Below are 22,504 nucleotides of genomic sequence, written 5' to 3' on the forward strand. Positions count from 1 at the left end.
TACACTCAGCTCAAATACATCACATACGCATTCTGGAGTAATCACAGACCATGACCATACTGGACTTTGTGCGCACCACGAGGGCAAACCTCGTGTTGCTTATCCTCGGCATCATTATTGGTGCCCTCTTAGGTGTTGGCTATTCCCTCACCCAGCCCAAGGTGTATGCGGCCAGCGCATCCGGGTACGTCACCATTGGCAGCGGCGGCACCATTGACGTGCTCTCGGGCTCATCGGCTGCGAAAGACCGCGCCCGCTCCTACTCCGCTATCGTCTCCTCCGAGGCTGTGGCGAAAATCATTCAAGAGAAAAACCCCAATATGGGGATGACCGTCAGCGGTATCCGCGGCAGCGTTACCGCGTCCACTGACGAAAACAGCTCGCTGATTAAAGTCAGCGCCCACGCCTCCACACCGGAACAGGCACAGGTTCTGGCGAACTCGGCGCTACACGCCACCGCCGAATACATTAAAAATATTGAAGGCAATAACGGCGGTAGCGGCAACGCCGCCAACAGCAATGGGGGGAATAACGCCACCCCCAATACTGAGAACGGCAACACTGCAGGTGCTAGTGCTAGCGCGAACACCGCTGTTAGCGGTAACGCCGCGAATAATATCCGCGTGATCCCTCTCGATAACGCAAGCATTAACCCCCCGCTGGTATCCCCCAACTACACCCGTAACACCCTCATCGGTGCAGTCGCCGGGCTCGTTCTTGTGTACGTTGTGATCTTCCTGCGCCGCTCCGTGGACCAGCGCATCCGTACCCGTGACGACGCCGTGAAAGCCACCGGCAGCAGCATCCTTGGTGTGCTGCCCACCAGTGATGACCTCACTGAAGAAAACATTGTTACCGGCTCCTCCAACGACCATATCGCTCAAGAGTCGATTCGTCAGCTGCGCACCAACCTGCGTTTCGTCAATATTGACGAGCCGCCGCGTTCGTTCCTGGTCACCTCTGCGGTTCCCAGCGAAGGTAAGTCCACCGTGTCGCTGTCGCTGGCGCGTTCCATGGCTGAGTCTGGTCAGGCTGTCATCCTCATCGATGCTGACCTGCGCCGCCCCACCCTGGCGAAGAAACTCAATGTTGATGCGAAGGTCGGTCTCACCCAGGTGCTGGCCGGTCAGGTCGATATTGCTGAGGCCGTGTACCAGTTGGAGGAATCCAACCTGTTCGTGCTCACCGCCGGACGTATCCCCCCGAACCCCTCAGAGCTGCTGGGATCCGATAAGATGCGCCAGCTGGTCAGGGAACTATCCGAAGAGTTCGTAGTGGTTCTGGATGCCCCACCGCTGCTGCCCGTCACCGATGCCTCACTGCTCTCCTACGCGGTAGACGGCGTGATTATGGTTGGTTCGATCGGTAAGAGCCACCGCGAGCAGATGACCGAGGCAACCAATAACCTGAACAAGGTGAATGCTAACCTCTTCGGTCTGGTGCTGAACCGCGCGCCGCGTAAGGGCCTGGGTAACTCCTACTACGGCTTCGGCTACGCCAACAGCTACGTGGGGTACGCAACCTACTACGGCTACTCAAAAGACGGCACGAAGAAAAAAGTGAAGTCTCGGAAGAAAGCCAAGAAATAGGTTTACCGCCCGCAGCAGTTAACCGGGGCGGGGATAAGACATTGTGCCTTGTCCCCGCCCTATACTGTAGCTACAGCACACGCTTCAAAAACTAACTGGAAGACACCCCGTGGAAAAAACTGAACGGCAGGCCGCCTCAGCGCCGCTCAAAGCACGCATTATGCTGGCGCACGCCTACTTTCAGCGCGTCGCCAACGCCAACGGCATAGATATTTTGCACGTTAAAGGGTACGCATTCGGCCCGGAGGTGTACCGTTCCGAGCGGCACAGCACCGACGTGGATTTGCTGGTACGCCCCTCCCATGTGGACCGGTTCGTGCAGGCGCTTATAGCTCAGGGGTGGAGTATCCAAGCGCACTTTGAAACCGGCTCAGTATTTGAGCACGCCATGACCCTTCACCACGATGCGTGGGGGCTGACCGACATACATCGGTTCTTCCCCGGCCTGGGCGAGGACCATGAACGGGTTTTTGAGCAGCTGTGGCTGGCCCGAACCACACGCGATATAGCGCACCGGCCCTGCACCGTACCGTCTGTGCTGGATGCGCGAGTTATTGTGGTGCTGCACCGTGCACGAGCCGCCGCGAAATACAGCAGCGACCTCAAATACCTTAACGAAATCATGAGCTACAGCGAATGGGAACGGGTACACGATAGGGCCTTAGAGCTGCACTCCGGTATTGCTTACGCGGCGGCAATGGGGCATCTAGCGGCCTACCGGGGGCACCGCGACTACCTGCTGTGGAAGGCTGTCTCGACGAAAGTTCCCCCCTACCTGCTGTGGTTTGCGCGGGTGCGCTCAGCACGCGGTATTGCCGAGAAGGCACGGGTTATTAGGAATATTGCGCTGGTAAACGAAGACCACCTGGCAATGACGCTGGGGCATAAACCCAGCCGGAGCGAAATATGGCGGCAGTTCTTCAGCCGTTTCGGCATTAAATTTCCGAAAGGCGGCAAATAATGGCTCAGCTGCGTTACCGCATCCCCGAACATATCGCCTATGTGCACACCGACGAATTCGCCAAGTACAGCCCCACCGCCAGCTATCTTGCTGATTTGCGCACCAGCAGCATCGCGGTTTTAGAGGGGTCAGCATCCATTATTTGGGGCGTGTTTGAGGTTCCGCTGACTCTCCCGGAGGCTATTGAAGAGATCGCGGAGCTTGCGGAGCAGGACCCTGCAGCTATCGCCGAGCAGGTGCAGGATTTTGTGACCGATTTAGTCTCCCGCGAATACCTGGAAGAACTGTAAACAGGCGGCATGTTCCGGGAAACTTCCCCCACCTGCCCTTCCCGTAATATTGCGGTGAATGCAGCCAAAGCGTGCAGCGTTAGCGTTATCCCAGCTGGGCCACATACTCGTGCAGCTGGGCGATAAACCTCTCTTCAGAGAACTTTTCAACATGGGAGCGAATCTGCTGGGGGTCCCACTGTGCCGGGTCAAATGAGGACACGGCAGACTCGATCAACTCAGGGGTTGGCTCATCAATAAACACACCAGTACGCCCTTCCACGACGGTGTCAAGGAAACCGCCGGCACGGAACGCAATCACAGGTTTACCGCTTGCCCCTGCCTCCAGGGGGGTAATCCCGAAATCCTCGTGTGAAATCGCCAGCAGCGCCACACAGTTGCGGTAGGCGTAACATAGCTGCGCATCCGGCAGATCTGAGGCGATACTCACCGTCGGCCCGGCATGTTTTAGAAGGCTATCTTTCTCCGGCCCCCGGCCGATAATCAGTAGTTTCTTTCCCATGCGTGTGAAGGCCTCCACCGCGTGTTCTATGTTCTTATACGGCAACAGGCGTGAGACGATCAGGAAATAGTCGCCATCGGCCATGAACTTCTCCAAACCAGGAATCGGCTCGGCCGGGGAATCCATATCTACCGAATGCGGCGGGAAAAAAATCGGTACATCCTCTTTACCGTAAACGTTCTGGATCCGCTCCCTAATGATGGTGGAGTTGCCCACATAGTTCTCGGATTTTGCGGCGGCTCGCTGATCCCACAGCTTCAGTGCGGGACTGAGCGTGCGCAAAGCAATCCCCGCAACACCGTCTTTTTTCTTCCCCAAATACTGGTCGCTCAGGTACAGCCACCGCGCCGGGGAGTGGCAGTAGACGAAGCTCTGCCCGGCGTACCTGAACCCGTGCGCCCAGCCGGTGGTTGAGATAATCGCCTTCCGGGCGGGCACCTTCAACAGAGACGAAGCGAACGGCAGCAGCGGCAGCGCGAAACGGTGTTTATGGCGGAACAGCCCAATGCGGTTAATGCCGCTGGTGACAATTTTTGCATCTTTAAACTCGGGGAAAGTACCTTCGGGGTCGTAAAGAGTGGTGTATATTGTCGCCTCGGGGAAGGCCTTGTGCATGGCAAGTACCACCCGCTCGGCCCCTCCTCTTTGAGTGAGGTAGTCGTGCGCGATAGCGATTTCTTCGGTAGCTTGCACCCGCCAGAACGGCAGGCATTTTTTAGCGGTTTTCTGTGCTCCGCTGAGCAGATGATGTGCGTGTGCGAACATGATGTGGTTCCTAGAATACTTTCTGGGCGCGGCGCGGGTATTTCACACCCGCGTAGGAGGCTGCTTCAACCTGTAGCGCCACAATTTTCTCGGCGAGCTTTACCGGGAGTTTGAGCAGGATTCTATCGCTGGCGTCCCCCACTGTTTTGATGGTTCGTTCGGTGGTGAATAATGCGAGTGTTTTGACCGCTGCGCCCCACACCCCGCCCGGGTTTGGGGCGGTGTGTGCCTGTTCGCCGTGTTTTCGCACGAAAATGGAGCGCGCCGCCCCAGAGTGCAGGGCACGTAGAGCGCGTACGGAGGTGGTGGTTGCTTCTGCGTGGTGTTTCGCCTCTACCTCGGAAGAGATAAGGATTTTTCCCGCAGCGTCGGCGATCATTTTCCCCATATCGACGTCTTCCCAGCCGTAGAGGCGGTAGGCGGGGTCGAATCCCCCTACTTTGTGGAAGAACTCGGCTGATACGGACGAATTACCGTTCCAGTAATGCCAGCGCTCATGTGGGGGTACACTGAGCGCTCCCTGCTTGAACTTTTTATCTCGGTAGTTGCCATAAACCAGCGAGTAGGGGGTCTGAGGAAATACGTTGTTAAGGGTGCCGATAACCCCGTCGTACTCTTGATGCAGGCGAAGGTGGTTCGCTACGTAATGTTCGTCCGGCTGCAGGTCATCATCACAGCGGATGAGTACCTTGGCATTAGCGGCCCGGTGCCCGGCGTTCAGGGCTGCTACCCTCCCCCGGTTTTCGGGGAAAATAATGGTGCTTAGGTTCAGCCCGCCCTCGGCAGCATATTTTTTCAGGACAGCCTCGCTATTGTCGATATCGCCATCGAGCACAACGATTACCTGAAAGTCTTTTTCTGTTTGGGCACGTAAAGCCTCCAGTGGGTAGTGCAGCAGGTGTGCACCGCCTCTGGAGGGGATAATGACGGCCGCTTTGTAGTAGTGGTCGGCGTTATGCGAGTGAGCTTCGTGATGTGTAAGGTGAGTCATAACGATATGCTTTTATGATGTGATTCTGTTGTGTTCCGGTCGGCTCGCGCCGCCGTAGAGGGATATTATGCGGGTGAAATATGCTGTTCCAGGATTTCACGCACGCGTTCTTTACCGGCCTCAGGAGAGTACAGCTCCTGCCAACGCCAGAAAGCGTCAGATACGGTATTGGTGAGCTTCTCAGAGTCTGAGCTCAGCTGTTCCGCGACGATGCTGATCGTACGCGCCAGCTCGGCCTCATCCCCCTTGGGGACGATATACGGATAGTTTTCACCCACGATCTCGGGCAGTGCCCCCGAATCGGAGACAATAAGAGGCACGCGGGCACTCATTGCTTCAGCAGCAACAAGCCCAAAAGACTCGGCAACTAGTGAGGGAACTACCAGCATATCGACGTTGTTAAACAACGCCTCAGGGGTGGCCCATCCCAGACGCTCGGTGTGCTCTGCAATACGGCTAAGGGAACGTTCAACCTGTTCCTGTTCCACCTCAGAGGTGAAAACGGGTTCCCCTGCTACCACTAGGCGGTACGCGCCGCCTCCCTGGGTGAGGGTAGCAATAGCCTTACACAGCGGAACTATACCTTTAATGGGGCTCAGCCGTCCAATAAATCCCACACGTATGACATCAGTATTGTCATGTTTAAGGTCTGTAGGCACCTCAGAAACCCAGTTGCTCAAAACCTGTGCACCGTTTATCTGCCGGGCCATAAAGTTGCTGGGCACCAGGGTCGCACTCGCCTTACGACGCGCAAAGGGGACTAGTTTTGCGTTAAGTCCCTCTGGAATCTGATGCAGGTGCACAATCCGGTTCTTACGCCCGCCGGTAGCGGCAGCGGGCACCAGCCCATTACACCACAGCAGTACTTTCTTATGGGCGGAGTGCCAGGCGCGAAGCTGCATCATGTACTGGGAGCGGGTACGGGCGGGAAGTACCACACGGGCAAACCCCTCATCGGCGGCAGCCTCAACCAGCTGCGGCGGGTGCGCCGGGCCAATAACAGTGACTCGGTAGCCAAGGGAACGGGCGGCACGTGCAATATTGAGCAGCATGACCTCGCCGCCGCCCATATCACCATTATTGGTTGCAATATACAATTCCTGCGCCATGACCTTGAACCCTCCTGTTTGAATTTACCGAGTAACCCCTGGTGTGCCCGCTGCCGGTGGGGTAAGAAGCGTTGTTTTCTTTGTGAGAGGAATACGTCCGTCAATCCCATCTTTATCCCCCGGCTGCTCATGAATGGTACCCGCCGCCCGTGAAATAATGATGGCCCGGATCGCGTATCCCACGCAGACGGCCCACATCCAGGTGTAGAACACCTCACCCAGGCGTTGGGCACAAACCAGCAAAGCGACGCCTGCACCCTGAATATAGACCTCATCACGGCTCCACCGTGAAGCATTACTGAAAGGACGCACCAGACAAAAAACGGTGATGCCAACTACGAGCAGCATCCAGGGCCAGCCGCCTTCCACCAGTGCAGACCAGTAAGAGTTATGGAACAGCCAGACTTTATTGTCGTGATGAAGATACACGTAGGCCTCGCCCAAACCACGACCGAAAATACCGGTATTTTCTACTTTTACTTGAGATGCGACATCGATTTGGGCTCGGAACCAGTCACTGCCAGCACGGTCTCCGAACCGTGATGACTGCGAATAATCCTCGGTGAGAATGCCAAGGGCTAGGTAGATGAGCAAGCCAAGGACAAGGCGCCCCCACACCGGAAGACGTTTAGCTAGTACAATCCAAATAATCCCCATTGAGAAGGCGGCCATTGATGTACGAGAGCCTGTCAGCCACAAAATAGTAGCGAAAATAATAATCGTTAGGATGATCTCGGCACGGCGACGCGCAAGAGCGAGGGCAAGAAGACCAAAAACACAGTACGCAAGACCGGAAACGTTCTTATCGAGCAAATGACCGGTCAAATAACCCTTGTAGTTATCAGGGGTAAGCCCCGCATAATAGAGAGGAACGTTTACTAATAGGGCAGTGATGTATCCAACAATCGCCGAACGTATGTGGATACGGCCGGAAGCAATAATCCAGATCAAAAGAGTTGCTAGTAGTAGACGCAGCAGGCGGCGCTGCCAGTCAAAAGCACCAGAACTAGACTCATGTGTAAGGGATACAAACGACACATAACCCAGCGCTGCAAAGGTAGTAAGTGCTAGATTCTGGAACTTCCCCAGTTCATATACTGGTTTCTTAATAAGCGCGTATAGAACGATTACGATGATCACAACCTGGTTAAACGGGAGTTTAATACCGGGTGTTTGAAAGGTGAAAAGTAGCAGGAAAAATAATACAAACTCAGGCAGACGTATCTTCCCCGCACCCTGCCGCAAATATTCGGTCCCCTGGCCCAGATGGTTCTGGATCCGCTCGGCGGCAGATACGGGTTGGCCGTTAACGGCTTTAGAGCTTGTGACGCTCACCGGGTACCTCCTCGCGGTAACTTGTTCGTGTATAGGGCGGCTGTCTGTTGTGCCATTGTTGCATTATTAGGCCAGGTAAACTGTTCGCTGGGACCTTCCAAGAGCAAGGCGTGTATCCGGCTAAACACCTGCTCGGTCAGGTTCGGGGATGAGCGCTCTACCAGTTCCCTAGCAGAGACGACCTCGGGGTTACCTCCCACAGCGGTTGCCACAACTTTCAGCCCAGCAGATTTGGCATCCAGCAGAGTGTAAGAGCAGTTCTCCCATACGGAGAGCTGCACCACCATATCGCTGCGCCCCATCGCCCGATGAGGATCTACAAAACCACTGAACGTGACTGAGTCCCCCAGATTGAGGCGTTGTGCCTGTTCCCTCAAAGCTGCGGATAGCTCACCGTCACCAGCGATTTCTAGGCGGGCCTTCGGGTAGTGTTCATGCAGCCTGGCGAAGGCGTCAATGAGCACGTCGATCCCTTTCTCGGGTGAGAGCCGTGAGAGGGATAGGATGCGTGGCGCATCCGGTTCAGCGGGTACACGGTAGGCGTCAACCTGCGCGTGAACCGCATCAATATCCACACCATTGTATACGAGTTCGACGGTTCGGGCACCCCATTTGCGGTGCATTTGCTCCGCAGTGGAGGCTGAGACTGCGATTGCTGTATCTGTGCCCCACAGGCGTACCCGGTGTACCTGCTCCATGAGTTTAGAGCGCCATGAGGTACCGTGATACACAGAATCGTCACCAGCAATACCGTGTTCTGTGGTAAATAGTTTGGGGGTGAGCCGCGAACGTTTTAGCGCTCGCCGTATTTTGAGCGAGTTCACCACAGCTACGGCAAGAACATCTGCGTAGGCAAGGTGACTGTGCACAATCGCGGGGTTTTCGTCCTCAATCGCGCGTAGTAGCGAGGTGAATGAGCGTTTAAACCCGGCGTGTGGGCCGAACTCAGCCTCTATAACGCGCACGCCCAGTTCTTTAAGCCGCTCGGTGAGTACCCCCGCAGGGGCGAGCACCACCAGCTCATACCCTGGAATACCGGCACGCGCTATATCGAGAGTGTGCCGCGCTACTCCCCCGAAGTTGGGGACCGGAACGACCCAAAGCACTTTAAAAATACACTTGCTCATATTTTTACTCTATTCGCAGCTTTTCTTTCTTCCAGTTACCAGAACACGTGTTAGCAACTTGCGGAATGCTACAGAAACATTCGTTTCAATTGTGATATGAACTATATAAGCCCAAAAAATTACCAATATTATAGTAAAACCGCGAGCTCCCCAATCTCCTAAATATGGGATTAATATATTAATAATCATATAACCCAACATAGCATGACCTAAATACAATGGATAAGATATGACTCCCACAAAATGAATAGGCCCGTGGGCTAAAAATGGCACTCTGGGACAGTGCACAACAATAAAAAATATCACACAGATACCCAGCATTGTCACAGCATGTAACATATCACGCATAATATATGTATTAATGGATGCCATAATAGTCAGTAACGGTATTAACCACGTAAATCTACGATCATGGCTATACATAAAGAGAACCATTCCCAAGCAGAAAAGCGGGGCATGTTCAGCAAGCACAGACCATAATACAATCTTATCGAGAGAATTATGCGGCATTCCAATAACCAAACATAATATGGTGCCTATTACACTCCAGATAATAATACCGACAGTAATTTCACGCCGATAGATTTTCCCGCGACGAAACAAAATATATGTAGCTACCAGAAGGTAGAATTGCATCTCTACAGCTAAAGTCCAGTAGACCTTGTCTACATCTTCGACCATAATAAAGCGTTGCATCATGGTGGTATTCAACAATACCTGCAACTGCGTAATATGCCGCCCAGGGTTACCGTACAGCACATACACCAGTGTAGCAATTATAATTCCAAACCAGTATGTAGGATATAGACGTGCTACTCGAGAAATCATAAATTTCAGGGCCGATCCACTTTTAATAGCAGTTAGCAAAATAACATACCCCGATATAATAAAGAATAGTTGCACCCCCATCTCCCCCAGCGGAAAAGAATATGGGGATTGTGGAGAATGTATATAGTTCTGGTTGAAAGTCGCACCAAAATGTCCTATGACTACTGCTAACGCTGCTATTCCGCGCAGCCCATCAAGTTCGCGGAACCGTCCGGGGGTGATAAAGCTATTATCAAGTATTTCGTTATGCTCTTGGGTGCGCCGAATTGTTCTTATCTTCTTCATAACCGGCCTACAACCACTTTTCGAGGCGGTCTAGGGCGGTAAAGAAGCCTTCGCCGTTGTTGATATGCCCCTGCCAGATTTCGGGGATAAACGATGCTTTCGGCGCCAGCTCGCGCAGCTGCTTGCCCAGTGCAGCCCAATCGACATCACCTTCACCTACCTGCACGCCTTCGCCGTCTACGCCGATACCGTCGACCAAGTGCAGGTGGATGGAGTGCGGTGCCAGCTGTGCTACCGCCTCCGACAGAGGAATTTTGAGGAAGTTGCATGCAAGCATGGTGTGTGAAATGTCCAGGCAGAGAGCGCTGTCGTAGGCGCGCGCGAATTCGGCGGTGTCCTGCGGGTCAAGGAAGAGGTTGTGGTACTGCTGCCCGCCCATCAGCCAGGGGTAGGGCGGCAGAGTCTGTGCCGCTAGGCGCACCCCGGCGGTATCCAGCCGTCCCAGGGCTTCGCCGATGCGCTCGTACTTTGCAGCACGGGCGCTCGCCGGGATGTGCTTATCTTTGGTGAAGCCGCCCATCGTGACGACCATAACGGGGTCTTCATCCACCGTAAAGTAGCGGGTCAAATCGCGGGTAATGTCGATGGTGCGCTGCACCTCGGCGATGGAACGTTCCCAGACTTCGGGGTCGCGGGAGGCCAGATCGACCAGAAAGTCCCCGGCGAAGAGGTCGGGCAAGTGGGTCGTGAAGCTCATAGGCAGTTTCTTCTCAAAGACCTCGTCAATATTGATGTCAAGGTCTTTGTAGGAGAAGTGGAATTCGAGGAAATCCGGTGTTGCCTCTTCGATCAGAGGTTTATAGTCGTGGTACCGCACCGGCAGACCCCAGGGGCGTTCAAAGGTGAAGTCGCGCCGGGTTACGAGGTCATCCTTCAGATCGCCCTCAAAAAAGAACGACCCTTCTTCAACGTCGCGTTGGATGGTACGCCCGAGCAGCTGCGGCAGATAGTTCGGTTGCAGGCCCCGGCCGGGCGACTTGACGGTCACATCCGCCTCGGTGATTACCTCACCTTTGGCTATGCTGCGGGTCGCAACCAGCGATTTGGCTAGGTTCACGCGGTTCATCAGCTCACCGGTGGAAACTTCACGGGGCGCGGCCGTGCCGATGGATTCCTCAATGTCACGAATCTGCCGCACCATCGCCGCGAACTCTTCGGGCAACAACGATACAGTGTGATCGTTGCCTTCCAGGGTTTTATCGGTCGTGAAATGCTTCTCGATAATCTTCGCACCGCGCGCAACAGCGGCCACGGGCACATGGTAGCCGCGTTCATGCCCGGAATAGCCAACCAGACATTGGCCGATCTCGGCGAGACGGTCCATATACGCCAGATTCACGTCTTTGAAGGGTGCCGGGTAGGTGGATTGGCATTGCAGCAGGGCATAGGATGCGCCCGCCTTGCGCAGCAAGTTCACCGAGTCCAGGATTTCTTCTTCGCGGCTCATACCGGTGGATACCAGCATGGGCAGCCCGCGCGATGCAACATCACGCAGCAGTTCGTGGTTCGTCAGGTCTGCAGAGGCAATCTTCATGCCCGCAATACCGTAATCGACGAGCGCCTGCACGGATGGAGCATCCCAGGGGGTGCACAAAATATCCAGGCCATGCTCCTTGACGTGGTCGAATACCTCGTACATCTGCTCAACACTCAGCGAGAACCGTGAGAGCAGATCCAAGGTGTACTGCACGCCCAAGTCTTCGCCCGCAGTGGCGCCGCCGCGCTGGCGGTAGAGCGCATCCAGATCGCGCAGCTGGAATTTCACGGCGTCCGCACCGGATTCCACCGCGAGGTCCACCAGCTCTTTCGCGAAGTCCACGCTCCCCTGATGGTTATTGCCGATCTCGGCGATGATGAAGGCGGGCGCATCCTCGCTGATGGTGTGCTTTCCAATACGCAGCACGTTCTGTTCGTCCATTGCCAACGCCACCAGGTGGCCGCGTTCGTCGATAAGCGGAATATGCTCGATACCGCGCGCGAAATAGCTGCGCAAAGATTCGGGGTCGCTATCGGCGGGGGCGGTCTGCGGGTTCGTATTCGCCGCCGCCAGTGCGCTGGTCTCTAGGGATGCGGTGGGGTTGGCAATCAGCCAGCGTCTGAAGTCCCCGTCCGAAAGCGAACCGCGCAAAATGCCGGATTCGTTGACGAGAAAGATAATACGCTGACCGTTGGCAGAAATTTTGTGAAGCGCAGTCAGAATCGGGTCTTCAGCGAAGACCACATAGGGCGCGATATTGCGTTCGATAATCACGGTATGTAGTTCCTATTAAATTGCGATGTGTTGTGTTTGAGTGAGTTGAGTGAGCTAGATTTTAAGATTCTAGAATCTGCGCCAGCTGATGCTCGGCAACTGAGAAATCGATGGGGGCATCAATATCGACGCCTTCAATCTCATCGAGAATAAACAGATCAATGCTACCTCCAGGATACCCCGCCAAGCGGTTGTGATGCTCGGTATACACACGGGTTTTAGTGATATACATGGAGCCGTTCTCCCGGTAACGGTAGGTTTCTTTCGTGAGCTCCTGCCTACGTGGGCGAGCCATAACCTCAAATTCGGCGGTGGGCTCAGCATCCGGGTACCATCTCCACACGAACGGCCCCATGGGGATCACCCCCACCATTGAGTCTTTGCCGTTCTCAACAAACTGACGTACCGCCCGCGCGAGAGTGCCCGGCAGACGCACCGGGCTGGTGGCCTGCAGCAGCATGACCGCCTCCGGTGCCCAGCCCTCCCCTGTGTAGAAGTCGATGGCGTGCTCGATCACCGGTTCGGTGGCGGTGGTATCTTCAGCAAGATGCTCAGGGCGCATAAACGGAACCTCGGCACCGTATTGGCGGGCGATGGCGGAGAGTTCTTGGTCATCAGTCGATACCACAACCCGAAGCTCATGCTCCCCCTCCAGCTCGTCACGGGCGGCAAGCGCCTGCAGAATAGTCCACGCGACCAGCGGTTTTCCGGCGATCTCACGCAGGTTTTTACGCGGTATGCCTTTGGATCCGCCGCGCACGGGGATAACGCACAGAATACGCATTACGCCTCCAGACTGTGTTCAATAATGAGCTCGGCAATGCGGCGAGCTGGCTCAATATCGGGTTGCGGCGGTGCTGGGGTGCGGTCTTCACCCCAGCGGCCCATGCCGTAACGGTTCCAGAATTCTTCAAGCCAGCCGGGCGGGTTCGGGTGGTACACCCAGGCAGGAATACCGCGGATCGCGGCTTCAAGCACGCCGGTTGAGAAGATCGACACCACCGGATTGGGCAGCTCGTTCAAAGGCACCCCGGAACGGTCAATGGGGATGCCCTGGCGCTCCCACAGTGCATGAGTGAGGGTTGAGAGCTTATCGGTTTCGCTGGGGTGCGGCCGGTAGATGGCGTTGTGTTTTTTAATGAATCTGTAGGAGACGTTAACGTATGATGAGCGCGGTAACTCTGCGCCGTGCATCTGCCCTAAGAAAATGGGGGCGCCGGAGGATTCGACGGGTACGCCGAGGCTTTTCTGGTTTGCGTTATAGAGCAGCTGGGAGCCGACGGTGAAGGCCCGCACATCGCGACGTCCGGACATCCAAAATTGGGCGTCTGCGTCGCTAAAAGCGAGCAGGGTGCACCCCACGGGCAGGGGCGGCGCAGCAGGCACGAGCAGCCCGTGTTGAACTACCCAGTATTCTGCACCAACAGTATGCGCATGCTGGTAGGCGGCACGCCCCAGCTGAAGGTAGTGTCCCAAAGACAGTACAATGCGCACCCCAGGCAGGGTTTTGGTTAGTTCGGTGGCGGATAGGCTGCGCTCTTCCCACTCATCCGTTAAGTATTCGGCGAGTGCGGCAGGTGTGCCGTTAGTATTCGGGCACCAGATGGCCAGCCCGATAATGCTCAGGTATTTGAGGGGTTCCAGCAGGGCGCTGCAGCTGGTGGGCGAGAACGAGTCGAGCACAATCAATACGCGCGGCACAGAGCCTCGAACGTATAGGCGCCCGCTGGCTGGGCCCTGCTGAGTATTGCCGCGGTTTCTGCGGAAAAACCCTGCAGCCTCAGTTTTAGCCCAGCGCAGGGCGTTCTGTTTCTTTTGCCACGCCGCCCAGGCATCAATGTCTAGCGGATAGTTTAGGCCCATAGCTGCTCCAGAATTTTTACGCGCTGATCGAAGGTGTGCTCGGCGAGGGTACGCCGGTGTCCGGCTTCGCGGATAGCGTGCGCCCACCGCGGGTCGCGGAAAACGCGGGTGCAAATATCGATAAGCTCTTCAACACTCTCATATACGAGAACTTCTTTACCGACTTCATAGTAGCGTGACACGTCGGGACGGTCGATAATCTGTAATGCTCCCACACCGGGGGCTTCAAAAGTGCGCATGGTGAAGCCGTCCTGATCCCCATGAATATTCAGGGTGGCTGGTGAGGATGCCATTACCCCGTAGGCGACAGACCGTTCAATATCGCCTGCTGAAGGCACACCGGGGTCTTTGAACTGGTAGGTACGGGCCATGTCCCACGGATGGCGGGACCAAGCCCGCCCGTATGCGCGCACGGGAAGACCAGCAGCGTACAGTTCCCGCAAGGTTTGTTCCCGCCCAGGGTAGCGGGCCCCCACAAAACTGATAGCATCTTCTGGGGTGGGAGTCACCTGGCAGTGAGAGTCGTAAGCGTTAGGCATATCTAGCACGTCAAACCCTTTAGACCGCAGATGTTCAGCATCTAACGGGCTGTAGCTTGCCAAGGCACCTAGCCGGTGCAGATCGTCGTCGGTATATTCCATACGGCGTAACTCGTCGTAAAGCCATGTGCCGTAGCGTACCCCGGATTCTTCCAGAACCTGCCACCAGCGGCTGCCCAGTTTGTCGCCTTTGATCACAAGCACAATATCAGGCCGGTAATCATTAAACACAGCGATCGCTTTATCTGTAGCCTGTGCGGCTAGAGATTCAGGGCGGAACCGCTCAGGCAGCTCATGAGCAAGTTTATTGAGGATACGTGCGCCCACACCGCCAGGGGCGTCATAGATGTGGGTGCGAACCTGGTAACCGCTGATTTCCAAGGAGGATTCAATAGCTTTCCAGTACCCGTGGAAAGCTGGTGATAGGAGCAGAAGCTTAGGGTTAGTCATATGGTTTATTCGTGTTCTATCCAGCGTGTGGTCACACAGCATGTCTGTGACCGTACGCCGGTTCTTTGGCGTGGCTTGAGCAGAGATAACGGCTCCGGGGAGTCGTAAGAATGTGTGAATGCTAGGTCATCGCAGTATGCCCTATGCACTTACAGTGTACTAGAGAGCTCAGAACAACACACCTTATGGTTGATGTGTCGCTACATACTTTCTTTCATGAAACGTACCGCAAAAGCTCTAATTCTCGCCGTTTTCGCCGCGTTTGACGTATGCAAGCTCTTCACGCAGTGTGCGTTGCGCATTCACCTCTTTATTCCGGGCGGCCCGCACAGTGTTAACCAGAAAGTTAGCGTAGCTGGTGGCTTTAAGAGTGCGTCCGAGCGTGGTTTTATCCCCCCACTTATCGGCGTAGGTGAACCGTGCTGTGGTGAGCCACTGGCGGCGGCGTGCCGAGGGCGATGAGCCTCCGCCTTCATGCTCTACCCGAACCTGGGGTACGAGGAGGCGAGGCACACCAGCCTCAGCTAGCCGGCGTTGGAAATCCACCTCTTCGCTGTTCATATAGAAGCGTTCATCCATGCCTCCAACCCGGTTGTAGATGTCGCGGGGAACCACCATGGCGGCACCTATCACCCAGTCGGTTTCCACAGTGTTTCGAGACGTGCAGGCGGCAACATCATGCCCCACTCCCCTGTGCCACCAGCCGGAGGGTTTAAACCGGGCCAGCGGTGTGAACCATTCCCAAGCGATATGGGCGGTGGTGGGGAATTTGCGGGCAACCCACTGCTGTTTACCGTCATGCCCCACCACCTGGGGGCTGGCCAGGGCCGGGGTGCGGTGCTCAATATGTGAGAGCATATCGGCCACGAACGTGTCCGTAATAGACAGGTCGCTATTGAGAATAAACAACCATTTCCCGGTAGCCACGGCAACACCGGAATTTACGGCGCTGCCGAACCCGCCGTTAGTTTCACGGCGCACCACGCGCACACCCGTGGTATCGGGGAAAGGCACAGGAGACTGATCATCTGAGACGATAATCTCCAATTCATCTGGGGCAATACCCTGCTGGGCGCGCAGAGCCTCAATGAGGGTGAGCGTGGGCGCAGGGTCGCCGTAGTGGGGAATAACAGCTGATACTTTCATCGTGCGAGACACGAAAACCCGCTTTCTGCTGGGGCGTACACCGCCCCGGTTGGAGTGCTGAGAGGTAGATACTGATATATATGTGTATGAATGTAATATTTTAAGCTAATCTTACTATGGATCCTCGCCACTGAGGCGCAAGCTCCACTCAGCTCTCAAAACTTCTATATTGGAACTAACCTTCACTCATGAACTCTTCTCCACCCTTATCAGAGCAACAACGTATCGCCCAGTTTGTGGGCTCCGACCCTTTGCCCTGCCGTCTTAAAACCAGGTTTATAAAGACCCTACGTCCCCTTATGAGCCACGCTTTTTCCCTGGTACGCCGTAACCCCGAGCTCATCTACATCTCTGATAATATCGCTCGCGGCGGTAACTGGCTGTACCTGTGGGCACGTGCCTACACAGACCGTGCAGAAACCCCTTCATGCCCTTCATACCTTCTCCATGCTCAAGGCATGCAGCCTTGGATTGAAGAATTTCCCGCCCTAGCTGACCTCACCACCATGCCCACGGAAAAATTTAGTTTCTTCCAGCGGCGTGCTTCAGGCTTACCTAACGATGTTGAGAACCATTTCTTCCCTGGGCAGCTTAATGCTTTCATCAAAGATTGCCTGCTGAGTTCAGAAGTATTCAACCACCGTCTTGAAAACATCCGCTCAAACGTTATGGAGAATACGGTGGTGTTAAGTATTCGCCGCGGTGACTACTATTCGGTGCCTTTCATTAATGCGCGGTACGGGATCGATACTGTAGGGTATGTACGCCAAGCAGTACATCTGCTGCAACAGGAGGTTACACCTAGCAATTTTGTGGTGGTCTCCGACGAGCCGCAGTGGTGCGCCGAAAACTTGGCGTTTCTTGCCGACATCGCCCCGGTATCATTCGATAAAGGCCCTGGAGGTATGTTTGAGGATTTGGCGAAAATGGCGACGGCGCGATGGTTGATTCTAACAAACACCACTTTCGGGTACTGGGGCGGCTATATAGCGCAGGCCCGTTCTCAGGCTCAGGTTTTCGTACCGGATATTCACGAGTATGACCCTGTAGCAGATATTTCCGTCACTGCTCTGGGAAGTGCACGGCCAAGACCGCACAGTGCCTCCTTCACAGCCGTGCATCACCCCGAGGGAAAAAATTGGATTACAGGACAGACACAGTAATGAATCGCTCTATGGTTAGTTTCCTTAAACAGGTCAAGCACCGCATTTTTATGGCTCAGAGAAACATCCGCACCACCCGAACAGCGCGCAGTACATTAGGATCTACCGAGTTTTCGGGTATTTATTCACGTCTGACCAATACATTCGATATACCGCCGCTGCCTCAGGTACAGGGTATTTGGGGCGTGGCAATGGTCAAAAATGAGGCCGATATTATCGAAAGTTCACTACGGCACCTAGTCCGCCAAGGGGTGAAGCATATTCTGGTCGTCGATAACGGATCAACCGACGGCACCTACGCACTGCTGCAGCAATTAAAGGAAGAGCTTCCCCTCAGCATAGGTAACGACCGAGAGCCCGCATACTATCAAAGCGAAAAAATGACGTGGCTGGCGCACCAGGCCCAAAAGTCTGGAGCAACATGGGTGATACCATTCGACGCAGACGAGTTTTGGTATGGCATTGACGGTTCCCTGGCGCAGGCTTTAGAAGAGGCCAAAACACAGGTAGAAGTCGCACACCTCTACAATGCCTTCCCAGCCCGAACGGGTGGGTATGTGCTCGATACGTGCAGGCACGCCGACTCTAAAGTATGTTTCCGTTCCTGGGATAACGCAGTACTGGGGATGGGAAACCATACGGTGCTACGCCCCGGCGATTCAGGGCAAACGCAGGTAGCCATTGTGCACCTGCCGTGGCGCTCGCAAGAGCAATTACACCGCAAATTAGCTCAGGGTGCTAAGGCGTTAGAGTTAACTAACCTACCCGAAGATCTGGGGTATCACTGGAGAGCAAACGGACAGCTCAGCTCTGAAGATATTGAGTGTATCTGGGATGCTTTGGTTGAAGGTCACGCCGTGCCGGATAGCCTATCGTGGCGCCCTGTTGGTAAGCTGCTTCCTCTGGGTGAGAATATCCCCTCAGATTTCGCTCAGGTTCGCGCGCTTCTGAGTATATAGCGGTAAAAATACCTGGTGCTGCTGGGGGCCGTGTGCAGTATACAGATTGCACACGGCCCCCAGCATAGTTGTGTCAAATATCATTCAGGCAGTTGCCCCAGCCGCACGAGGTTCGCGAATTCTTCGTTCTGCTGCTGCACCTCGGTAAAGGTGCCGCAGCTTACGATCTCACCGTGCGACAGGTACACCAGCTGGTCCACGTGGCGTACAGTTGAGAGGCGATGCGCCACAATAATCACCGTAATATCTTTCGAGATCTTCTCAATCGCCTTGGTGATCTTGTGCTCGGTCTCATTATCAAGGGCGCTGGTTGCCTCGTCCATAATGAGCACGCTGGGGTTGCGGTAAAGGGCGCGGGCAATACCTAAACGCTGGCGCTGTCCTCCTGAGAGTCGCACCGCGTTGTGCCCGATCATGGTCATAATCCCCTCGTCCAGGGATTCCACCACTTCGGTGAGCTCTGCGACCTCTAGGCAGTAACGCACCCGTTCCTCATCAATCTCGTGTGGTTCAAGACCAAATGCGACTGCCTCAAGAACCGTTGAGTCCGCAATAAAAACATCCTGCGGCACATATCCGATACTTTGAAACCACCCCGGCAGATCGTCCTGCACCGGCTTACCGTTGCGCAGAACCCGCCCGCTTGACGGGGCGAAGAGGCCCAGGATTAAGTCTATGAGAGTTGTTTTCCCGGAGCCGGAGCCGCCCACGAATGCCACGGAGGTGCCCATGGGGATATCCAGGTTAATATTTTTTAGCACCGGCGAATCACTGTCTGGGTAGCTGAACGTGAGGTTCTCCAGCTGGATGCGCACAGGCTCGATAGTCTTATTAACATACTCAGGATTCTTAGGAACTGCAGGAGCAGATGGCATCTGCAGTTTACGTCCTTGCTCATCCATCTCAGAGATCTCCCGCAGAAGCTCATTGCTGGATTTTTCACCGGACCGAATGTTCCCCAGGGAAGCAACCATACGGGTATAACTAGGCAGAATACGGATACACGCTCCACAGAAAAGAAGAAGGTACGGGGCGCTCTGGGCACCCGAAGTGATACTCATAAAAGCGAGTAGTCCGGCAATGCCAATAATGAAAATAATCTCAAGGGTGTACTTGGGGAAGTCCTGCAAAAAGGTACTACGCATGCTAGCGTTCACCGCATCCATGCGTTTGGTCTGGTACCGATACAGATACCGGTCGGTGACATTGTGCATGCGAATTTCCCGAAACCCCTCGATGGCGTCCAGGGTAGCATTGGTTGCGCCTCGGTTTGCTTCCACCACAATCACGCCTTGTTCTCGGTTTTTCTTGCGAAGCATATGCTGCAAACCGTACGAGACCAGACCAAAGTAGGAAAAAGCAAGCAACGCAGGAATAGGCATAATGACAAGAAGCATCACCATAAGCACCGCAATAGAGAGCATTTCACCAATAAAGTTAATGACCCCATTGACAAAAGCGGCGTAAGCCTGGTGGGCATAATCATTAACAGAAACTAATATGTTTGCGGTTCCTCGTTTACGGTGGGCGAGGTAAGGTTCACGCATATACCGGTTCAGCAGATTAACCGAAGTGGTACTCTGCTGTGTTGCAACAAACCCCAGGCTCCAGCGTTTAATAATGAGCGAGAACGCTCCTTTAAGGATGAATGCCAGCACAAGTACCACACCGAAGATAATGATGAGGGCGGTGCGGTCGGGATTACCAAAAAGCTCTGCAACTTGCTTCAGGTAACCCTCAATGGGGGCGCCCATAGCGAGGTTCACAATCGGCAACACTGCAGCTACCCCCAGCATCTCGAAAAGAGACACTGTAAAAAGACCCACCACGTTAAGGATTAGTAGGTTAAATTTCTTACCGGGGAAGAAGACTCTCAGTTTATGGTAGGCCTCTTTCATGACGACGCTCCCCTCAGATAGTTCTGGGGTCGGTCAAGGCTTCTGAGGGGTGCTCCTGCAGCGAACATTCCATAGAATTCTGCGGAGATGCGGGCCTTAAACGAGTAACTGAGTTGCCCAAGTTCAGTTCGTAGAGCTGAGAGGATTTTCATGAATGTGCTTTCAAGATACGGCGCAACAGATACCGCGCCGGTTAACTACAGATAGTAGACAGTGTAAGATTCTACCACGCAGGCCCTCGTAACAGGCGGAGGCTGGTATCTGAGTCTTGCCCCTGCCCTTCGACGGTAAACGTGAGGTTGCTCTTCATCAAAGGTGTACGCGAAACTATCACGGTTTACCCTGTAAAGTGGGTAGAATAAAGGATGGACACATCAGCTTAAAGGTCACTACTTCCGGCGCGGGAAGGTCAGGAAGGCTCAAACATGGGAATTTTTAACATTAAATCGCTCAAAGACAGGTATCTGTCTAATGGGCCGACTGAGTCTACCCAGAAGCGGCAAGGGCAAGAGCCCTCGGCGAACGAGCAGGACCCAACTATTAAAGGCGGCGTGTCGCGCCTAGCAGCGATCCGTGATTCAAGTTTCCACCAGGAGACGTCGCCTGATCGTCCTCCGCAGGATCTGAAGAACCCGAAGAAAAGGGTCGGGGAGGATGTGCAAACCCTGCTGGAGCAAAGCACCGCCGCTGGTACCGACCTCATTGAGGTGGTGACCGTTAAACCTACGGGTGATACCGCCCCCGTACCCACCGCAGCTGACCATAATACCGCCGCCGGACAAGAGCCCGCCCCGCAGGATGAGCCTGCAGATGCCCCAGCCCATGCTGCGTCCGAGAATCAGCACCACAGCTCAAACGAACCCCAGCCACCGCGCAAGACTTCTTCGAAGGATAATGCTCAGAAAGCTCAGGGTGATTCTCAGCATCAGGCACCGGCTGCTGGTGGCGATGTTCCCGTGCTGGGCGCCATAGTTTCCTCCGAGCCATCCACCGAAGATGGTGAACCCGATAAGCGGGTGGTTCTGGTGCCTAGTGCGTACGGGTTGGATGTTCCCCCAACAGATACCGACTCTGTTGATCTTCCCGACGATACAGCGTCTAAAGCCAAAGCCGCTGGTCAGGAGGCTGCACCTCATCAGGCCCCGCACGTGATGACTTCTGAGATGGCAACTAATCATTACACCTCACAGATACCCGCCAAAGCGCCTGAGACTCCCGTAACAGCCTGGGACGGGGAAAGCCCGGAAAAAGTCACCCTGCTGCAGGGGGTATACGGGATAGACGTTCCGCAAGAAGCCGGGGAGAACCTGGACACTCCCACCCGCGGCGTCCCCTCCCCCACCGCATCTGCGACCTCCAGTCCCAATAATCGACACGCAGGTCAGAAGGACGATAGCGATACACCCGATCCGGCGCTGGTGCGTGGCGTCTACGGTTTAGATGTGCCCGAAACCCCCGCAGAAACCGCTGACAGTTCCGCTGCCCGGCAGGATTTCCCAGGCCCACATGCTCAGCCTGCGGTAGCCCATCAGCAGCAAACCGGAGTGCCTCAGCTCTCATCACAAGAGCGTGAGTACGAAATGCTCGCGGGAGAAGAAACCGTTGAGCTGGCCCCCATCCACGTTCGGGAGGCTCTGGAAGCTCAACGAGCGGCGCAGAAAGCAGCAGCCGAAAAAACCACCGGTGAGGCTGAGTCTGAGCCTGCTGATGTTACCCCGGTGCCCCCCGTTCAGGAGAAGGACACCGACCAGCAGGAGCCCCGTAAGGTGACCACCGCATCGTTCAGCTTATCTCCCGAGTCCGTGGGTGAGGCGAAGAACCGGGTCTCGGCACCGGCGCAGGGCGCTGGCCCTCTTGAGGCCGTGTTCGTGTGCACCGGCAATGTGGCACGCAGCGCCAGCGCCGAAGTGATCGCACAGTCTCTGGCTTCACAGTACGGGCTGGAGCATAACTGGGTGTTTACCAGTGCAGGGACAGCAGCTCTGGCTGGCTCCCCTATTTATAAGTACATTGGCAACGAACTTGAAGGGCGCGGGTATGACCCTTCACAATTCCGGGCCAAGCAGCTTACCGCTGACATGATTGAGCGGGCCACCTTGCTGCTGGTGGCTGAGCAGGATCACGCGGACTGGATTCTGCGGGAATGGCCGCAGTACCACACGAAGGTGCACCTGATGAAGCAGGTGGCGCGTATCCGGGAGAAAGCCAGCCGCCGTGCCGAGCCGATCTCGTTTATTTACGGCTACACTGAGGCGGCGCACGATACCGACAGTATCGCTGACCCGTACCGGCGGGGACGCACAGCCTGCCGTGTTGCGGTGGATGAGGTGGAGCAGTCGCTTCAGGTGATTCTGCCGTGGCTGGTACGGGCCCGCGTGTAACCCAAAGCTTTTAATACAGCAATAAGGACGTCCCGTGCACTCCTATTCCGGTGGTGCACGGGACGTCATTTT

Annotated in this window: 18 protein-coding genes; 6 read left to right on the forward strand and 12 right to left on the reverse strand. The window is 55.1% G+C overall.

What is annotated here, in order from left to right:
- Nucleotides 1–50 precede the first annotated feature (50 nt).
- The 3 genes from D8M41_RS06205 to D8M41_RS06215 all read left to right on the forward strand — a co-directional run bounded on the left by D8M41_RS06205 (nucleotide 51) and on the right by D8M41_RS06215 (nucleotide 2,840).
- Nucleotides 51–1,589: a polysaccharide biosynthesis tyrosine autokinase gene (locus D8M41_RS06205; RefSeq protein WP_006888182.1), complete on the forward strand. Its 1,539-nt coding sequence runs from the start codon at nucleotides 51–53 to the stop codon at nucleotides 1,587–1,589.
- A 109-nt stretch (nucleotides 1,590–1,698) separates the two neighbouring features.
- Nucleotides 1,699–2,550 (forward strand): nucleotidyltransferase family protein, encoded by an 852-nt coding sequence (locus D8M41_RS06210; RefSeq protein WP_006888226.1) that lies wholly within the window; start codon nucleotides 1,699–1,701, stop codon nucleotides 2,548–2,550.
- The gene (locus D8M41_RS06215) at nucleotides 2,550–2,840 is read left to right on the forward strand and encodes a PqqD family protein (RefSeq protein ID WP_006888272.1); all 291 of its coding nucleotides are present in this window, start codon (nucleotides 2,550–2,552) and stop codon (nucleotides 2,838–2,840) included. The genes D8M41_RS06210 and D8M41_RS06215 overlap by 1 nt, the downstream gene beginning before the upstream one ends.
- A gap of 85 nt (nucleotides 2,841–2,925) precedes the next feature.
- Here the strand turns inward: D8M41_RS06215 and D8M41_RS06220 are convergent, their stop codons facing one another.
- The 11 genes from D8M41_RS06220 to D8M41_RS06270 form a co-directional block, all read right to left on the reverse strand.
- Entirely contained in the window at nucleotides 2,926–4,107 is a 1,182-nt protein-coding gene (locus tag D8M41_RS06220; RefSeq protein ID WP_006888070.1) for a glycosyltransferase, read from the reverse strand.
- A gap of 10 nt (nucleotides 4,108–4,117) precedes the next feature.
- Nucleotides 4,118–5,098, reverse strand: a complete 981-nt coding sequence (locus tag D8M41_RS06225) for a glycosyltransferase family 2 protein (RefSeq protein WP_006888208.1) — start codon at nucleotides 5,096–5,098, stop codon at nucleotides 4,118–4,120.
- A gap of 65 nt (nucleotides 5,099–5,163) precedes the next feature.
- A complete protein-coding gene (locus D8M41_RS06230) occupies nucleotides 5,164–6,207 on the reverse strand; it encodes a glycosyltransferase family 4 protein (RefSeq protein WP_006888244.1) in 1,044 nt (347 codons plus the stop codon).
- A gap of 24 nt (nucleotides 6,208–6,231) precedes the next feature.
- Nucleotides 6,232–7,542, reverse strand: a complete 1,311-nt coding sequence (locus D8M41_RS06235) for a hypothetical protein (protein WP_006888130.1) — start codon at nucleotides 7,540–7,542, stop codon at nucleotides 6,232–6,234.
- Nucleotides 7,539–8,669, reverse strand: coding sequence for a glycosyltransferase (locus D8M41_RS06240; protein WP_006888143.1), 1,131 nt, complete (start codon nucleotides 8,667–8,669; stop codon nucleotides 7,539–7,541). The genes D8M41_RS06235 and D8M41_RS06240 overlap by 4 nt, the downstream gene beginning before the upstream one ends.
- A 9-nt stretch (nucleotides 8,670–8,678) precedes the next feature.
- Nucleotides 8,679–9,782 carry an acyltransferase family protein gene (locus tag D8M41_RS06245; RefSeq protein WP_006888285.1) on the reverse strand — a complete coding sequence of 368 codons (1,104 nt, stop codon included), beginning with the start codon at nucleotides 9,780–9,782 and terminating at the stop codon, nucleotides 8,679–8,681.
- A 7-nt stretch (nucleotides 9,783–9,789) separates the two neighbouring features.
- Nucleotides 9,790–12,033, reverse strand: a complete 2,244-nt coding sequence (locus tag D8M41_RS06250) for an N-acetylneuraminate synthase family protein (protein WP_006888095.1) — start codon at nucleotides 12,031–12,033, stop codon at nucleotides 9,790–9,792.
- 61 nt (nucleotides 12,034–12,094) lie between these two features.
- Entirely contained in the window at nucleotides 12,095–12,817 is a 723-nt protein-coding gene (locus D8M41_RS06255; protein WP_006888215.1) for an acylneuraminate cytidylyltransferase family protein, read from the reverse strand.
- Entirely contained in the window at nucleotides 12,817–13,896 is a 1,080-nt protein-coding gene (locus tag D8M41_RS06260) for a hypothetical protein (protein WP_006888199.1), read from the reverse strand. Before D8M41_RS06260 ends, D8M41_RS06255 begins: the two co-directional genes overlap by 1 nt.
- Entirely contained in the window at nucleotides 13,887–14,885 is a 999-nt protein-coding gene (locus D8M41_RS06265) for a CgeB family protein (protein ID WP_006888067.1), read from the reverse strand. The genes D8M41_RS06260 and D8M41_RS06265 overlap by 10 nt, the downstream gene beginning before the upstream one ends.
- A gap of 237 nt (nucleotides 14,886–15,122) precedes the next feature.
- Nucleotides 15,123–16,043 carry a glycosyltransferase family 2 protein gene (locus tag D8M41_RS06270; RefSeq protein WP_006888037.1) on the reverse strand — a complete coding sequence of 307 codons (921 nt, stop codon included), beginning with the start codon at nucleotides 16,041–16,043 and terminating at the stop codon, nucleotides 15,123–15,125.
- A 287-nt stretch (nucleotides 16,044–16,330) separates the two neighbouring features.
- Between D8M41_RS06270 and D8M41_RS06275 the strand changes: the two genes are divergently transcribed.
- Both D8M41_RS06275 and D8M41_RS06280 read left to right on the forward strand, forming a co-directional pair.
- Nucleotides 16,331–17,194: an alpha-1,2-fucosyltransferase gene (locus D8M41_RS06275; protein ID WP_023133832.1), complete on the forward strand. Its 864-nt coding sequence runs from the start codon at nucleotides 16,331–16,333 to the stop codon at nucleotides 17,192–17,194.
- A gap of 50 nt (nucleotides 17,195–17,244) precedes the next feature.
- Nucleotides 17,245–18,153 (forward strand): glycosyltransferase family 2 protein, encoded by a 909-nt coding sequence (locus D8M41_RS06280; RefSeq protein ID WP_231375376.1) that lies wholly within the window; start codon nucleotides 17,245–17,247, stop codon nucleotides 18,151–18,153.
- An 80-nt stretch (nucleotides 18,154–18,233) separates the two neighbouring features.
- On the opposite strand, the gene D8M41_RS06285 is transcribed toward D8M41_RS06280, so the two are convergent.
- Nucleotides 18,234–20,051, reverse strand: coding sequence for an ABC transporter ATP-binding protein (locus D8M41_RS06285; protein WP_006888035.1), 1,818 nt, complete (start codon nucleotides 20,049–20,051; stop codon nucleotides 18,234–18,236).
- A 425-nt stretch (nucleotides 20,052–20,476) separates the two neighbouring features.
- Here D8M41_RS06285 and D8M41_RS11925 point away from each other — a divergent pair, with 425 nt between their 5' ends.
- The gene (locus tag D8M41_RS11925) at nucleotides 20,477–22,432 is read left to right on the forward strand and encodes an arsenate reductase/protein-tyrosine-phosphatase family protein (protein WP_006888159.1); all 1,956 of its coding nucleotides are present in this window, start codon (nucleotides 20,477–20,479) and stop codon (nucleotides 22,430–22,432) included.
- The last annotated feature ends 72 nt before the right edge of the window (nucleotides 22,433–22,504 follow it).

The sequence above is a fragment of the Rothia sp. HSID18069 genome (assembly GCF_003989155.1).
Lineage (GTDB): Bacteria > Actinomycetota > Actinomycetes > Actinomycetales > Micrococcaceae > Rothia > Rothia aeria.

Excerpts from the sequence above, each read along its gene's own strand:
- D8M41_RS06205 (WP_006888182.1), top strand. The coding sequence starts at position 51 with ATGACCATACTGGACTTTGTGCGCACCACGAGGGCAAACCTCGTGTTG.
- D8M41_RS06215 (WP_006888272.1), top strand. The coding sequence starts at position 2,550 with ATGGCTCAGCTGCGTTACCGCATCCCCGAACATATCGCCTATGTGCAC.
- D8M41_RS06220 (WP_006888070.1), bottom strand. The coding sequence starts at position 4,107 with ATGTTCGCACACGCACATCATCTGCTCAGCGGAGCACAGAAAACCGCT.
- D8M41_RS06225 (WP_006888208.1), bottom strand. The coding sequence starts at position 5,098 with ATGACTCACCTTACACATCACGAAGCTCACTCGCATAACGCCGACCAC.
- D8M41_RS06230 (WP_006888244.1), bottom strand. The coding sequence starts at position 6,207 with ATGGCGCAGGAATTGTATATTGCAACCAATAATGGTGATATGGGCGGC.
- D8M41_RS06240 (WP_006888143.1), bottom strand. The coding sequence starts at position 8,669 with ATGAGCAAGTGTATTTTTAAAGTGCTTTGGGTCGTTCCGGTCCCCAAC.
- D8M41_RS06245 (WP_006888285.1), bottom strand. The coding sequence starts at position 9,782 with ATGAAGAAGATAAGAACAATTCGGCGCACCCAAGAGCATAACGAAATA.
- D8M41_RS06255 (WP_006888215.1), bottom strand. The coding sequence starts at position 12,817 with ATGCGTATTCTGTGCGTTATCCCCGTGCGCGGCGGATCCAAAGGCATA.
- D8M41_RS06260 (WP_006888199.1), bottom strand. The coding sequence starts at position 13,896 with ATGGGCCTAAACTATCCGCTAGACATTGATGCCTGGGCGGCGTGGCAA.
- D8M41_RS06265 (WP_006888067.1), bottom strand. The coding sequence starts at position 14,885 with ATGACTAACCCTAAGCTTCTGCTCCTATCACCAGCTTTCCACGGGTAC.
- D8M41_RS06275 (WP_023133832.1), top strand. The coding sequence starts at position 16,331 with ATGAGCCACGCTTTTTCCCTGGTACGCCGTAACCCCGAGCTCATCTAC.
- D8M41_RS06280 (WP_231375376.1), top strand. The coding sequence starts at position 17,245 with ATGGCTCAGAGAAACATCCGCACCACCCGAACAGCGCGCAGTACATTA.
- D8M41_RS06285 (WP_006888035.1), bottom strand. The coding sequence starts at position 20,051 with ATGAAAGAGGCCTACCATAAACTGAGAGTCTTCTTCCCCGGTAAGAAA.
- D8M41_RS11925 (WP_006888159.1), top strand. The coding sequence starts at position 20,477 with ATGGGAATTTTTAACATTAAATCGCTCAAAGACAGGTATCTGTCTAAT.